Here is a 14,164-nt window from a genome sequence, read left to right as displayed (position 1 = left end):
GCGGAGGTGGTCGCGCACGTGGCGGCGGGGGTGGGGGCTGCGGCCGTAGGACGGTTGCCGGACGGTACGGCATTCGCGGTCGTCACCTATGGGGAGGCCGAGGCGTTCCGTGAGGTCTGGTCGCTGGTCGCCGCCGGTGAAGCGGCCGTGCCGCTCTACGGCGGGACCGGGGCGGGCGTGGCCGAGGCGAAGGATCTCAACGGGGCGTTGGCGCAGGCGCGTTACGCGCTCAGCTCGGCGCGCAGCACCACGCGCGGTGGCTCCGTACTCATTGACGCCTCGGCGCTCACCGGACTCGACGCGCTGCTCACCGGTGTGCCAGCCGAGGTCCGTACCGCCTTCAGCCGGACCGTTCTCGGTGAACTGCGGGGCAACGCCGTCCTGTTGGAGACCCTGGAGACCTTCCTCGCCTGTGACGGTTCCTGGGCGCGGACCGCGGAGGCGCTGCATCTGCACGTCAACTCGGTCCACTACCGCATCGGTCGCATCGAGCACTTCACCGGGCGCGACCTCTCCCGCCTCTACGACCGACTCGACCTGTGGGCAGCCCTGTTGTGCCGGACGTACAGCGCCTAACCTGCACGTCACAGGGGAGGTCAGGGATGCTGTTGCGTCAGCTGGAGTACCTCGTCGCGCTCGCCCGGGAACGGCACTTCGCGCGCGCCGCGGCGGCCTGCTATGTCTCGCAGCCCTCGCTGTCGGCCGCGATCCGGCGCCTGGAGCACGAGTTGGACGTGCCGATCGTGCGGCGCGGCCGGCGGTACGAGGGGCTGACGCCCGAGGGCGAGGTGGTGCTCGCCTGGGCGCACCGCATCCTGGCCGAACGGGACGCCCTGCACCAGGAGTTGTCCGCCCTGCGCGGCGGCCTGACCGGCACGCTGCGACTGGGCGTGGTGCCGACCGCGCTGCCCGCCGCCTCCCTCCTCACCACCCCGTTCTGCGAACGGCATCCCCGGGCCCGGGTCGCCCTGGAGTCGCTGTCGTCCGTCGACATCCGGCACGGGCTCGCCGAGTTCGAGCTGGACGCGGCGATGACGTACCTGGACGACGACAGCCTGCGCAACGTCCGGCGCTTCCCGCTCTACGAGGAGCGGTACGTCCTGCTGACCCCCGTCGGCGGCCCACTCGCCGGTGTCAGCAAGGCCAGTTGGGCGCAGGCGGCCACCCTCCCGCTCTGTCTGCTCAACTCGCGGATGCGCAACCGCCGGATCATCGACGAGTGTTTCGCCGCCGAGGGAGCGACCGCCTCCCCGGCGATCGAGTCGGACAGCGTCGCCGGGCTCTACACGCTGCTGCCCGGCGGCCGTTGGTCGAGCGTGATCTCGCACGCGTGGCTCCACATGTTCGACGTGCCGGACGGGATGCGGGTGGTGCCGCTGAACGGGCCCGCGCACGGGCCCCGGGTCGGACTGGTCGTCGCCCGCACCGAGCCCCAATCCGTGCTGGCGGAAGCCCTGTTGAAGGTGGCGCGGGAGGCGGGCGTACGCGACGCGCTCGACGAGTTGCTGCACACCTACCTGGGCGACGGGCGCTGATAGGCGCGGGCTATCCGGGCATAGCAACGTTCGCTTTGACCAGGGCGATTCACTCCGAGGATCGTGAAGTGCACCTTCCGCCAACGGAGTTGAGGAGCCGCGACATGGCCAAGGTTCTCTGTGTCCTGTACGACGACCCCACCGACGGTTACCCGACCTCGTACGCCCGTGACGACCTGCCCGTGATCGACCACTACCCGGGCGGTCAGACCACACCCACCCCCGAGGCCGTCGACTTCACCCCGGGGCACCTGCTCGGCAGCGTGTCCGGTGAACTCGGCCTGCGTGCCTACCTGGAGGGCGCCGGGCACACCCTGGTCGTCACCTCCGACAAGGACGGCGAGGGCTCGGTCTTCGACCGGGAACTGGTCGACGCCGACATCGTGATCTCGCAGCCGTTCTGGCCCGCGTACCTCACCCCCGAGCGGATCGCCGCCGCGAAGAACCTCAAGCTCGCGGTCACCGCCGGCATCGGCTCCGACCACGTCGACCTCGACTCGGCGATCTCGCACGGCGTGACGGTCGCCGAAGTGACGTACTGCAACAGCATCAGCGTCGCCGAGCACGTCGTGATGATGACGCTGTCCCTGGTGCGCAACTACCTGCCGTCCCACCAGGTCGTGCTCGACGGCGGCTGGAACATCGCGGACTGCGTGGCCCGTTCGTACGACCTCGAAGGCATGCACGTCGGGACGGTCGCCGCCGGGCGGATCGGGCTCGCGGTGCTGCGGCGGCTCGCGCCCTTCGACGTGAAACTGCACTACACCGACCGCTACCGGCTGTCCGAGGACGTCGAGCGGGAGTTGGGGCTGACCTGGCACGACAGCGCCGAGGACATGGTGCCGCACTGCGATGTCGTCACCATCAACGCGCCGCTGCACCCCGAGACCGAGGGGCTGTTCGGCGACAAACTGCTCGCGCAGATGAAGCGCGGCGCGTATCTCATCAACACCGCGCGGGCGAAGATCGTGGACCGGGACGCGGTCGAACGGGCGCTGCGCAGCGGGCAGTTGGCGGGTTACGCCGGTGACGTGTGGTTCCCGCAGCCCGCTCCGGCGGACCACCCGTGGCGCACCATGCCGCACCACGGGATGACTCCGCACATCTCCGGTTCGTCGCTGTCGGCGCAGGCCCGGTACGCGGCCGGTACCCGGGAGATCCTGGAGGCGTTCTTCGCGGGGCGGCCGATCCGCGACGAGTATCTGATCGTGGACGGGGGCGCGTTGGCGGGGACCGGCGCGCACTCCTACTCCGTCAACAAGTGACGGAAGCTCCCCCTTAGGTGACCGACGGGGGCCGCTGCCCGCCTCACACGCGGTCGATATGTACGTTCGTCGACTTCACGCGGGCGGTGGCCTCCATACCGACCTCCAGGCCGAGTTCCTCGACCGCCTCCCGGGTCAGCAGTGAGACCAGCCGGTGCGGACCGGCCTGGATCTCGACCTGGGCGGCGACGTCGCCGAGCTTGATCGCGGTGACGATGCCGGGGAACGCGTTGCGCACCGAGGTGTAGGACGTGTCCTCCTCGACGGCGCCCGACTTCGCCAACTCGACCGAGAACGCGGCCAGATCGACACCGTCGATGAGCCGACGGCCACCCTCGTCACGGTGGGTCGTCACCCGGCCCGCGTCGGCCCACCGGCGCGCGGTGTCCGGACTCACACCGAGCAGCCGCGCCGCCTGGCCGATTGTGTAGGACTGCATACGCGCCACCCTAGGGGCAGATGCGGAAGTCGGTGGACCAGGGGGTTGGCTCTGGGGTATAACGCGATATAGCGTCAGTCCGTCGATCGGGGTGAGGGTATGTCGGGTGAGCTGATGAGCACGACCGGGTTGCGGGCCTCGCATGCGGACCGGGACCGCGTCGTGGACGTGCTGACCGGCGCGGCCGGTGACGGACGGCTGACCGCCGAGGAACTCGACGAGCGCGTCGAGGCCGCGCTGACCGCCCGCACCCTGGGGGAGTTGGCGCTCCTGACGGCCGACCTGCCGGCGGTGGCGGGCGCGACTCCGGTCGAGGTGAAGGACGTCGCCCGCATCGAGCAGAACGGCGGCTCGACGCGGCGCGGTGACGGCTGGGTGGTGCCGCGCCGGCTGGAGATCCAGTCCCGCCTGGGCGATGTGACCCTCGACTTCACCCAGGCCGTGATCACCCAGGCCACGCTCCGCATCGACCTGGACATGCACCTCGGTGCGCTACGGCTGCTGCTCCCGCCGGGCGTCGCCGTGAACACCGACGACCTGGTGCTCAGCTACAGCAAGGTCAAGTCGCGCGGACCGGGCGACCAGGGCGCTCCGGTGGACCTGCGGATAGAGATCGTCGGGCAGTTGGGGTTCGGGAAGGTTCTGATACGCCGGACGCGGCGCAAGGTCAGGAAATCCCCGACGCCCTGAGCACCGACCGGGCCGCCTCGTCGTCGACCAGATGACCCAGGTGACGCCGGACATCGGTGCCCTGGAGCAGGGTGCCGCGCTCCATGGAGTGCCGTATACCCGTGTCCAGTTCGTGCCAGAGGAGGGGGTTGGCGACCAGCACCCGGGGGTCCAGTTCGAGCCACTGTCCGTGCGTGTCCCGCAGGACCAGACGCGCGGAGACATCGCCGTACTGCCGTACGACGGTCAGCGCGTCCGTGTGCACCGTGCGGCGCAGCAGCGGGCTGTCCACGGTGAGCCAGCCGGGGCCGGCGGTGACCCGATGCGGGAGCAGCACGGCGCAGAGTGCCGCCGACATGGCGAACCACAGCAACGCACGGGTCAGGGTCAGTGTTCCGGCGTTCCAGTCCACCAGCAGGGTCATCCCGAGGAAGCCGAGCGCGCAGCCCGCCGCCAGCCGGGCGTCGCCGCGCCAGTGGCGGTCGCCGGTCGGGTCCGGTGGTGGGGTGCTGTGCCGCATGAGCCCGACGGTAGGCCGCCCCGAGCCCGCCGCGCGGGCCGCTGACGGGCCTCTTACACTGCGGCACCGGATTTTGTCGCGTCTCTTACGGTGCCGACGATCCGGCCGGTCCGGAACGGTCGGCTCGGCCGTTGTGCCGGCAGCGGCGACGGTCGGCTCGGCCGGTGTGCATGCGCGGGCTGCGGCCCGGCCGGTCTCCCGAGCGGTCGGCCCGTGTGCCGCCAGCGGCCCTGATCAGCTCAGTCGAGGTGCCGGCAGCGGTCCCGGTCTGCTCAGCTGGTGTGCACACGCGGGCGCCGGTCGCGGTTCTCTGGCGGTGGCGGTGGCCCGGCCGGTCCCGAAGGGGCGGGGGGCGTGCCCACTGCGGCCCCTGTTTCGCTCGGTCGGTTTGCCGACGGCGGCTCCGGTCCGCTCGGCGGGCGTGCCGACGGCGGCCCTGGTCCTCTCGGCCGACGTGCCCGCAGTGATCTCGGTCCGCTCAGTCGGCGTGCCTGCAGCGGTCCCGTCCGCTCGGCCGGTGTGCCGATCGCCGCCCCCGCCCTCTCAACCCGTATGCACGCGCGGGCGTCGGGCGCGGTCCGGTTCCGCCTCGCGGAGGACCTCTCGGGTGACCGGGGCGACCTCGCCCTGGCCGAAGAGGAAGAAGCGGAGGAAGTTGGCGAAGGGGTTGCCCTCGGTCCACTCGAAGTACATGTGTGGGATGCGGCCCGTCGTGTCGCGGACGTGGAGCATCAGCGCGGCCAGCGCGTTCGGGATGGACGAGGACTCCAGGGTCAGCACCCGGTAGCGGCCGTGCAGCACCTCGCCCCGCACCGTCAGGCCCGCCTCGAACTCGGAGGCGTCGAGGACCGTCACCTCCACGAACACGAAGTCCTCGCCGGGGATGTCGTTGTCGGCGCGGATCTGCTCGATCTTCTCCCGGTACTCGGCCTTGTCGCGGCGGTCGGGCTCGTTCGCGACGAAGCGGATCTTCCGGCTGGCCATGTCCCGGATGAATCGTTCCGCCATGGGGTCCAACTGCACGCTCGTCACGCGCAGTTCGAAGGCGCGGGCCAGCCGGGACAGCAGGGAGACCAGGATGATGCCGGCGATGAAGCAGGCGCCGATCTTCACGCCGTCCGGGCGCTCGATGACGTTCACGACGGTGACGTAGAGGAGGACCGCCGAGACGACTCCGAAGGCGATGGTCCAGTTGCGCTGGCGGGCGCGGCGGGCGGAGATGGTGACCGCGATCGCGGCCGAGGACATCAGGACCAGGACGCCGGTGGCGTAGGCGCCGCCCTGTGCGTCGACGCTGGCGTCGAAGATCCAGGTGACCAGGAACGCGATCAGGGTGAAGACGATCACCATCGGGCGGACCGCGCGGGCCCAGTGCGGGGCCATGCCGTAGCGGGGCAGATAGCGCGGCATCAGGTTGAGCAGGCCGGCCATCGCGGAGGCGCCGGCGAACCACAGGATGGCGATGGTCGAGAGGTCGTAGACGGTGCCGAAGCCGTTGCCCAGGTACTCGTGCGCGAGGTAGGCGAGCGCGCGGCCGTTGGCCTGGCCGCCCGTCTTGAACTCCTTCTCCGGGATCAGCACGGTGGTGATGAAGCTGGTGGCGATCAGGAACACGCTCATGATGAGCGCGGCGGTCGTCAGCAGCTTCTTGGTGTCCCGGATCCGGCCCTTGGGGTTGTCGTGGGTGTCGTCCGGGTCGCCCTCGACGTGCGGCATGACGGCCACGCCGGTCTCGAAGCCGGACAGGCCCAGCGCCAGCTTGGGGAAGACCAGCAGGGAGACGCCGATCATCGCCAACACGTTTCCGTGCTCGGTGGTCAGCGCGCTGCTCCAGTCGGTGACGACGTGCCCGTGGGTGGCCACGTGCCACATGCCGACGATCACGACGACGACGTTGAGGCTGAGATAGGCCGCCACCAGGTACACGGCGACGCCGATCGCCTCCAGGAAGCCCTTGAGGAACACCGCGCCGAGCAGGGCGACCAGGATCAGCGTGATCAGCATCTGCTTGTCGTGCAGCATGCTCGTCAGGTGCGGGTTCTCCACGAGGTGGGTGGAGGCGTCCGCCGCCGACAGGGTGATGGTGATCAGGAAGTCGGTCGCCGCGAACCCGAGCAGGGTGAGGACGAACAGCTTGCCCTTCCAGAACGACAGCAGCCGTTCCAGCATCGCGATGGAGCCCTCGCCGTGCGGGCTCTCCTCCGCCACCCGCCGGTACACGGGCAGCGCACCGGCCAGGGTGACGACCACGAGCACGATCGTCGCGACCGGCGAGAGCAGTCCGGCCGCGAGGGCCGCGATGCCCGGCTGGTAGCCGAGGGTGGAGAAGTAGTCGACACCGGTCAGGCACATCACCCGCCACCAGCGCTGACCCTTGTGGGCGTGCTGCTCGGGCTCCGGCACGGACTGCGGCACCTGCTGGCCGCCGCCCTTGCCCATGTCGGCCAGGCCCTCCAGCATCCAGGCGCGCAGGCGACTGGGAGGGGGGTGTTCGGTCGTGGCCATGGGCGTGCTCCTGGGGTGCGGGTCAGCGTGCGGTTTCTGGCCATCACGCGGACGGCGGCACCAGCGTAAGCGGAGAGTGACGCGTGGGCCCATGGATGTCGGGGCCGTGGGCGTCAATCTTCCGTTAAGACTGGCCGGGTGGGCGGCAGGAGCGCATCAGGAAGGGGTGGCCGGGAGCGGTTCGGGGCGCGTTGGGCTGTATGGGGGGTGTTGGAAGGGCCGTACCGGACGGTGGACACCGAGCGTGACGACGGGCCGGGCGCGCATGCCGAGGAGAGCCACCGCCCGCCCTCGTACGACCGCGTCACACGTCCGCCAGCCTCGCCTCCTCCAGGTCCAGCGACCGCTGCAACCGCCTGCGGGTCGTGTCGCTGATGGCGTGGTCGTCGTAGAGACGCTGGAGTTCTACGGCCTCTACGGCGATCAGGTCGCGGCGGAGTTGGCGGTAGACCAGGTCGGCCGATTCGGCGTGCGCCGCTTGGCCGTTGGGCTCGGCGAGGCGGTCGCGGGCGTCGTCGAGGCGGGCGTTGAGGCCCCGGCGGAGCCGGTCGAGGACGACGTCCGGTACGGCTTCCAGCTCGGCGAGTTCATCTAGGCGGCGGATACCCGCGTCGGCCAACCTGCAGCGGGCGGAGGCCTCTTCGCGTTCCGTGTGGTCGGGTTCCAGCGCGATGCCGGAGCGGCGGACGACGGGCGCGAGGGTGAAGCCCTGCACGACCAGGGTGACGACCACGACCGAGGTGGTGAGGACCAGGACCAGCGGACGGTTGGTCAGCGCGGCGCCGCTGCTGGTGACCTCCGGGATCGACAGGGCAGCCGCCAGCGGAAGGACACCCCGGGTGCCCGCCCAGGTCAGCACCATCGGCACCCGCCAATTCACCCTGTGCGTCCCCGACTTGCGCTGCACAACCGCCGACAACGGCGCCAGCCACAGCAGTCGTACGGCGATCAGGGTGCCCGCCACCGCGAACGCGTACAGCGGCCAGGCCCGGTCGCCGTCGGACAGCGCCCGCACCTGCGTGGGCAGCGCCAGTCCGATCAGCGAGAACACCACGCTCTCCAGCAGGAACACCAACGTGCCGTAGACGGCGTGCAGTTGGAGCCGGATGCGGGCGTTGGTGAGCCGGTCGCCGCGACCGCCCAGGACGACCCCGGCGACCACGACCGAGGTCACGCCCGACGTGTGCGCCCCCTCCGCCAGTACGTAGGCCGCGTACGGCGTGACCAGGGCGATCACCGTCTCCAGGACCGGGTCCTCGGTGTGCCGCCGGATCAGTGTCACGGCGTGGGCGACGGCTGCTCCGATGATCGTCCCGCCACCCGCGAGGACGATGAACTCCCCGCCCGCGGCACCCCAGTTGGCCGCCGCCGAGGCCACCGCGACGCTCACCGCGACCCGGAACAGGACCAGCGAGGTCGCGTCGTTGAACAGGGACTCCGCCTGCACGAGCATCTGGACCCGGGGCGGCAGCGCGAGCCGCCGGCCCAGCGCGGTGACGGCGACCGGGTCGGTGCTGGCCAGGACCGCGCCGAGCACGAACGCCATCTGCCACGACAGCGGGGTCACCGTCGACGCCACCCAGCCCACCGCCGCCGCGGAGGCGAGGACCAGGCCGATCGCGAGGATTCCTACCGGCTTCCACACGGCCTTGAGCTCGCGCCACGACAGATCCTCGGCACTGGCGTAGAGCAGCGGCGGCAGCACCACCAGACCGATCACGTCCGGGCTGATCCCGATGGCAGGGGTGCCCGGCAGCAGGGCCACGGCGAGACCGGCGACCACGAGGAGAGAGGGTGCGGGGATCCGCCACCGGCGGGCGAAGGTGGCGACCAGCGTCGCAAGCACCACGAGAGCGAGAACCGTACCGACGCCGCGCATGCCGTCCCCTTGTGGTCTTGGACGAGCCCATGCGGACTCCCCGCCGACCAGACTTCCCGGCACACCGCGGCCACCCTAACCCGGCCGGGCGCCGTCAAGACAGTGTCAACGTCCTCGCGGGCGGCGCCAGAGACGCGTCAAGACTTCAGCCCGAAGACCTGCCGGGCGCTTCTCTGGGAGGTGATGAACGACGTACTACGACGCGGGCGACTGAAGGTCTACCTCGGGGTGGCCCCGGGCGTCGGCAAGACCTACCGCATGCTCGACGAGGCACGGCGCCGGGCCGCCCGGGGCGCCGACGTGGTGGTGGGCTTCGCCGAGTGCCACGGCCGCCCGCTCACCGAGGCGATGCTCGACGGCCTGGAGACCGTGCCACGGGCCCAATGCGCCTACCGGGGCGGGTACTTCGAGGAGATGGACCTCGGCGCGGTCCTCGTCCGCCGCCCCGAGGTCGCCGTCGTCGACGAGTTCGCCCACAGCAACGTCCCCGGCGGCGGCCGCAACGCCAAGCGCTGGCAGGACATCGACGAACTCCTCGCCGCCGGCATCGACGTCGTCACCGCCGTCAACGTGCAGCATCTCGCCTCCCTCAAGGACGTCATCGAGAAGATCACCGGGGTCCCGCAGCACGAGACGGTGCCCGACGACGTCGTACGCCGAGCACAGCAGATCGAACTCATCGACATGCCGCCCGAGGGACTGCGGAGGCGCATGGCGCACGGCAACATCTACACGCCCGAGAAGATCGACGCGGCCCTCGCCAACTACTTCCGGCCCGGAAACCTCACCGCACTACGGCAGTTGGCGCTCCTGTGGGTCGCCGACCGGGTCGACGAGGCGCTGCACGCCTACCGCGCCGAGCACGCGATCGGCGGGGTGTGGGAGACGAGGGAGCGGGTGGTCGTGGCGCTGACCGGCGGCCCCGAGGGCGACACGCTCATCCGGCGGGCCGCCCGCATCGCCGACCGGTCCGCGGGCGGTGATCTGCTCGCCGTACACGTGGCCCGCAGCGACGGACTCGCCGCCGGGGTGTCCCATGCCTCGCTCGCCCGGCAGCGGCGTCTCGTCGAGGACTTGGGCGGCAGCTACCACTCGGTGGTCGGCGACGGCGTCGCCACCGCCCTGGTCGAGTTCGCCCGCACCGAGAACGCCACCCAACTCGTCCTCGGCACCAGCCGCCGGGGCCGGTTGGAGCGGTTCCTGACCGGCCCCGGCACGGGCGAGACGGTCACGGAACTCTCCGGGGACATCGACGTGCACCGGGTCACGCACGAGCGTGCCGGGCGCGGCACCCTGCTCCCGTCCCGGCGTCGTACCCTCTCGACGGCACGGCTGATCGCCGGTCCCGTGGCGGGACTTGTACTGCCGGTGCTGCTGACCGTCTGCCTCGCGCAGGTGCGCGGCACGGTCAACCTCACCAGCGAGGCCCTGCTGTTCCTGCTCGCCGTGGTCGGTGTCGCCTGCATAGGCGGTGTCACCTCGGCGGTCATCGCGTCGGTGACGGCCTCGCTGCTGCTCAACTACTGGTTCATCCCGCCCATCGGGCAGTTCACGCTGGACGACCCCAACGCCCTTCTGGCGCTGGGGGTGTTCACGGTCGTGGCGGCGACCGTGGCCGCCGTGGTCGACCGTTCGCTCCGACTGTCCCGGCGCTCGGCGCGGGCCACCGCCGAGGCAGAGACGATGTCCTCCCTCGCGGGCAGCATCGTGCGCGGCGGCCAGACGATCCCGGCCCTGCTGGAACGCACGCGTGAGACCTTCGGCACCGACTCGGCGGAACTCGTCGACGAACCGCCGGACCACGAGATCGGCGGGGGCGTCACCGTCGTCCCGGCCGGCCCCGGCGCCTTCCTCGTGCTGCGCGGACGCACCCTGTCCTCCTCTGAACGCCGGGTGCTGGCCGCCTTCGCCGCCCATGTCGGCTCCGCCGTCGAACGAGCCCAACTCGCCGAAGCGGCGGCCGAGATAGAGCCGGTGAAGGCGGCCGACCGACTGCGTACGGCACTGCTGCGGGCCGTAGGGCATGATCTGCGGACCCCGCTCGCGGCGGGGTGGGCCGCCGTCACCTCGTTGCGGGGGCGGGACGTGGAGTTCTCGGCGGAGGACCGGGACGAACTCCTCGCCACCGCCGACGAGTCGATGGCCAAGCTCAACCGACTCCTGGAAAACCTCCTCGACTTGAGCCGTTTGGAGGCGGGCGTTCTCCCGCTCAACCTCCGGGCCACGAGCCTGGAGGAGGTGCTGCCGATGGCCCTCGCGGACGTGCCCGACGTGGACCTGCGGGACGTGGAGTCGATCCCGCCGGTGCTCGTCGATCCGCCGCTGCTGGAACGCGTGATCGCCAACCTGGCGGGCAACGCGGCCCGGCACACCCCGCCCGGGCGCCGGGTGCTGGTCACCGCGAGCGCGCTGGGCGGCCGGGTGGAGTTGCGGGTCGTGGACCGGGGGCCCGGGCTTCCGACCACCGGTCGCGAGCGTCTCTTCGAACCGTTCCAGCGGCTCGGTGACACGGACAACACCACTGGGCTCGGGCTGGGGCTCGCCCTCGCGCGCGGCCTCACCGAGGCGATGAACGGGACGCTCACCCCCGAGGACACACCGGGCGGCGGACTGACGATGGTCGTGTCCCTGCCGCTGGCCGAGGGGGCGAACCAGTCGGATCCGAGCCTTGTGGTCACTCCAGACCGGACACCCTGAACACGGTCTCCGCGGTCTCGCGCTCGACACGTTCCGCGATCCGGCGCAGCGCGGTCGCACCGCAGGTGAGCGAGCCGGAGACAAGGGACTTGTGCGCGTCCTCCGCCAACCGGTGCCACACGTCAGGGTTGTTGACCAGCACATCGGGATCGATCTCGACCCGGCCGCCGAACTCGTCCCGCAGCAACAGCCGTTGAGAGATCCCGTCCAGACAGCGCACCGACACGAGCCGGTCCGTGCGGACGCGTCGCTCGCGCAGCAGCCCACGTGCGGACAGCCAGCCCTCGCCGGCCCGGACCCGCGCCGGATACAGCACCACGAAGAGCAGCAGCGCCACAGCGAACCAGAGTGCGGCGCGCCGGAGCGTGAGCCGACCGCTGAAGTGGTCGACGGCCAGCAGGAGTCCGAGGAGCGCGCCCGCGCAGCGGAACGTGCCGCGCAGATCGCGTGCCCATCGTCGGTCCTCCACCGGTGCCATGGAGGCGACCGTAGAGATTCCCGGCGTACGGAAGGCGGACCTTGACGGGACTCTGACGGGTCGCCGGTGGTTCTTGACGCCCCGGCAGCGGACTCGCCGGCGGGCGGGAGCAGTTGCCCTGGTCACACCCTCGTCAAGTTCCCGTCAAAGAACGCGTGTTCGGCGCGAAGAAGCCGCAAGGAGAAGGAGAAACCCGCGGTGACGGGACCGAACCTGAAGCGCACCCGCGCGTCCGTACCTTGAAGGAGCCACCAGCATGACCGTTCTCACCGTCCAGCCGGACGAGACGCCCGCCGACGAGGAGCCCCCGGATACCGGCGAGCGCCATCGGCTGACCGCCCTCGCCGGGTTCGCGGCCCTCTCCCTGGACGCCATGGCGTCCGTGGCGTACGGCCCCGAGGCGATCGTCCTCGTGCTGGCCGCCGCCGGGGCGCACGGGCTCGGCTTCACGCTGCCGGTGACGCTCGCCATCGCCGCCCTGCTGGCGGTCCTCGTCGCCTCCTACCGGCAGGTCATCGCGGCCTTCCCGGACGGCGGCGGCTCCTACGCGGTGGCGAAGACCCACCTCGGCGCGCGGACGAGCCTGGTGGCCGCGGCCTCGCTGGTGCTGGACTACGTACTGAACGTGGCGGTGGCCGTGACGGCCGGAGTCGCGGCCCTGACCTCGGCCTTCCCGCGCCTGTACGACGACCGGCTGTGGCTGTGTCTCGCGGTGCTGGTGCTGGTCACGGGGGTGAATCTGCGCGGGATCGTCGAGTCGGCGCGCGCCTTCGTCGTGCCGACCGTCGTCTTCGTCGGCTCCATCCTCGTGCTCATCGCGGTCGGCCTGTTCCGGTCCGCGCCGGTGAGCACGGCGACCGCCGACGGCCACGCTTCCGCGCTCGCCGACAACGCGACGAGCGTCGGCACGCTGCTGTTGCTGAAAGCGTTCGCCTCCGGTTGCAGCGCCCTCACCGGCGTCGAGGCGATAGCCAACGCCGTGCCCTCCTTCCGCGCACCCCGCGTCAAGCGGGCCCAGCGCGCGGAGGTCGCCCTCGGCGCGGTGCTCGGCGTGATGCTGATCGGCCTGTCGGTGCTCATCTCCCGCTTCCACCTCCAGCCCGTCCAGGGCGTCACCGTCCTCGCCCAGCTCGCGGACGCCTCCCTCGGCCACAACTGGGCTTTCTACGTCATCCAGTTCGCGACGATGATCCTGCTCGCCCTGTCCGCGAACACGTCCTTCGGCGGGCTGCCGGTGTTGCTGAAGCTGCTGGCACGGGACAACTACCTCCCGCACGTCTTCGCGTTGAAGGCCGACCGCCAGGTGCACCGACACGGAGTGCTCGCGCTGGCCGCGGTCTCGGCGGCCCTGCTGGTGTTCTCCGGCGGCGACACCAACACCCTCGTGCCGCTCTTCGCGATAGGTGTCTTCGTCGGCTTCACCGTCGCCCAGGTCGGCATGGTCCGGCACTGGCGCGGCGAGCGGGGCCCCGGCTGGCGCGGGAAGGCCGTGCTGAACGGCTTCGGCGCGCTCCTCACGGGCGTTGCCGCGATCGTCGTCACCGCGACCAAGTTCGAGGAGGGCGCTTGGCTGATCGTGATCGCCCTGCCCCTGCTCGTGCTCGCCTTCGAGACCGTGCACCGCGCCTACGCGCACATCGGCGAACGGCTCGGCCTGGGCCGTATCCCGGAACCGCCGCACCGCGACCGCTCGGTGGTGATCGTGCCGGTCTCCTCCCTGACCCGGCTCACCTCCGAGGCCCTGACGGCCGCCGCCTCCCTCGGCGACGAGGTCCGCGCGGTCACCGTCTGCTACCCCGACCCCGAGGACCGCGCCCACCTCCACGCCCTCGAACACGCCTGGGCCGAGTGGAACCCCGGCGTCCCCCTGGTCCGCCTCACCTGCGAACGCCGCACACTGGGCCGTCCGATCGCCGCCTACGTACGGGAAGTCTCAGCGACGGAACCGGACACCCGCGTCACCGTCCTGATCGCCGAGGTGGAGCCCGTACGGCTGTGGCAGCGACTGCTCCAGAACCAGCGCGGGGCCGTCGTCGCCCATGCCGTACGACGGGACACGGACGCGGTGATCTGCCGACTGCGGTTCCGGTTGTTCTGACGCGGGGGCGGAGTGCGGGCGCGCGTACTTCCGCGACCGGGATGCGGCGCTCGCGCCCCGCCCCACCCGCGAGGCGTCG

General features: G+C 71.2%; 11 protein-coding genes. 6 read left to right on the top strand and 5 right to left on the bottom strand.

The genetic code is table 11. The annotated features are described in order from the left end of the window. The 3 genes from JHN45_RS30825 to JHN45_RS30815 form a co-directional block, all read left to right on the top strand. Nucleotides 1-576: CdaR family transcriptional regulator (locus tag JHN45_RS30825; protein ID WP_201051899.1), on the top strand; the 576-nt coding region annotated here is incomplete at its 5' end. A 26-nt stretch (nucleotides 577-602) separates the two neighbouring features. Next, nucleotides 603-1,535: a LysR family transcriptional regulator gene (locus JHN45_RS30820; protein ID WP_201051898.1), complete on the top strand. Its 933-nt coding sequence runs from the start codon at nucleotides 603-605 to the stop codon at nucleotides 1,533-1,535. A 104-nt stretch (nucleotides 1,536-1,639) separates the two neighbouring features. Next, on the top strand, nucleotides 1,640-2,800 hold the full coding sequence (locus tag JHN45_RS30815; protein WP_201051896.1) for an NAD-dependent formate dehydrogenase: 1,161 nt from the start codon (nucleotides 1,640-1,642) through the stop codon (nucleotides 2,798-2,800). A gap of 43 nt (nucleotides 2,801-2,843) precedes the next feature. Here the strand turns inward: JHN45_RS30815 and JHN45_RS30810 are convergent, their stop codons facing one another. Next, nucleotides 2,844-3,239 (bottom strand): molybdopterin-binding protein, encoded by a 396-nt coding sequence (locus JHN45_RS30810; protein WP_200713589.1) that lies wholly within the window; start codon nucleotides 3,237-3,239, stop codon nucleotides 2,844-2,846. Nucleotides 3,240-3,338: 99 nt separating this feature from the next. Here JHN45_RS30810 and JHN45_RS30805 point away from each other — a divergent pair, with 99 nt between their 5' ends. Next, the gene (locus JHN45_RS30805; RefSeq protein ID WP_201051894.1) at nucleotides 3,339-3,929 is read left to right on the top strand and encodes a DUF1707 domain-containing protein; all 591 of its coding nucleotides are present in this window, start codon (nucleotides 3,339-3,341) and stop codon (nucleotides 3,927-3,929) included. Here the strand turns inward: JHN45_RS30805 and JHN45_RS30800 are convergent. From JHN45_RS30800 to JHN45_RS30790, 3 genes are all read right to left on the bottom strand, one after another. After that, nucleotides 3,907-4,428 (bottom strand): hypothetical protein, encoded by a 522-nt coding sequence (locus JHN45_RS30800; protein WP_200713590.1) that lies wholly within the window; start codon nucleotides 4,426-4,428, stop codon nucleotides 3,907-3,909. The two genes, JHN45_RS30805 and JHN45_RS30800, sit on opposite strands and share 23 nt — an antisense overlap. A gap of 543 nt (nucleotides 4,429-4,971) precedes the next feature. Next, the gene (locus tag JHN45_RS30795) at nucleotides 4,972-6,933 is read right to left on the bottom strand and encodes an APC family permease (RefSeq protein WP_201051892.1); all 1,962 of its coding nucleotides are present in this window, start codon (nucleotides 6,931-6,933) and stop codon (nucleotides 4,972-4,974) included. A gap of 304 nt (nucleotides 6,934-7,237) precedes the next feature. Then, nucleotides 7,238-8,812, bottom strand: coding sequence for a Na+/H+ antiporter (locus tag JHN45_RS30790; protein ID WP_201051890.1), 1,575 nt, complete (start codon nucleotides 8,810-8,812; stop codon nucleotides 7,238-7,240). A 183-nt stretch (nucleotides 8,813-8,995) separates the two neighbouring features. Between JHN45_RS30790 and JHN45_RS30785 the strand changes: the two genes are divergently transcribed. Then, nucleotides 8,996-11,509: an ATP-binding protein gene (locus tag JHN45_RS30785; RefSeq protein ID WP_201051889.1), complete on the top strand. Its 2,514-nt coding sequence runs from the start codon at nucleotides 8,996-8,998 to the stop codon at nucleotides 11,507-11,509. Here JHN45_RS30785 and JHN45_RS30780 read toward each other — a convergent pair. Continuing rightward, nucleotides 11,487-11,987, bottom strand: coding sequence for a hypothetical protein (locus JHN45_RS30780; RefSeq protein ID WP_201051887.1), 501 nt, complete (start codon nucleotides 11,985-11,987; stop codon nucleotides 11,487-11,489). The genes JHN45_RS30785 and JHN45_RS30780 overlap by 23 nt on opposite strands. Before the next feature lie 256 nt (nucleotides 11,988-12,243). On the opposite strand from JHN45_RS30780, the gene JHN45_RS30775 reads away from it, so the two are divergent. Beyond that, on the top strand, nucleotides 12,244-14,085 hold the full coding sequence (locus JHN45_RS30775) for an APC family permease (RefSeq protein ID WP_201051885.1): 1,842 nt from the start codon (nucleotides 12,244-12,246) through the stop codon (nucleotides 14,083-14,085). The last annotated feature ends 79 nt before the right edge of the window (nucleotides 14,086-14,164 follow it).

This window comes from Streptomyces sp. MBT53 (assembly GCF_016654115.1).
Taxonomy (GTDB): Bacteria; Actinomycetota; Actinomycetes; order Streptomycetales; family Streptomycetaceae; genus Streptomyces.
Note: the sequence above shows the minus strand (reverse complement) of the source record. Positions and strands in the feature narration are given on the sequence as shown.

Coding starts and splice junctions, on each gene's coding strand:
- JHN45_RS30820 (WP_201051898.1), top strand. CDS start 603: ATGCTGTTGCGTCAGCTGGAGTACCTCGTCGCGCTCGCCCGGGAACGG.
- JHN45_RS30815 (WP_201051896.1), top strand. CDS start 1,640: ATGGCCAAGGTTCTCTGTGTCCTGTACGACGACCCCACCGACGGTTAC.
- JHN45_RS30810 (WP_200713589.1), bottom strand. CDS start 3,239: ATGCAGTCCTACACAATCGGCCAGGCGGCGCGGCTGCTCGGTGTGAGT.
- JHN45_RS30805 (WP_201051894.1), top strand. CDS start 3,339: ATGTCGGGTGAGCTGATGAGCACGACCGGGTTGCGGGCCTCGCATGCG.
- JHN45_RS30800 (WP_200713590.1), bottom strand. CDS start 4,428: ATGCGGCACAGCACCCCACCACCGGACCCGACCGGCGACCGCCACTGG.
- JHN45_RS30795 (WP_201051892.1), bottom strand. CDS start 6,933: ATGGCCACGACCGAACACCCCCCTCCCAGTCGCCTGCGCGCCTGGATG.
- JHN45_RS30790 (WP_201051890.1), bottom strand. CDS start 8,812: ATGCGCGGCGTCGGTACGGTTCTCGCTCTCGTGGTGCTTGCGACGCTG.
- JHN45_RS30785 (WP_201051889.1), top strand. CDS start 8,996: ATGAACGACGTACTACGACGCGGGCGACTGAAGGTCTACCTCGGGGTG.
- JHN45_RS30780 (WP_201051887.1), bottom strand. CDS start 11,987: ATGGCACCGGTGGAGGACCGACGATGGGCACGCGATCTGCGCGGCACG.
- JHN45_RS30775 (WP_201051885.1), top strand. CDS start 12,244: ATGACCGTTCTCACCGTCCAGCCGGACGAGACGCCCGCCGACGAGGAG.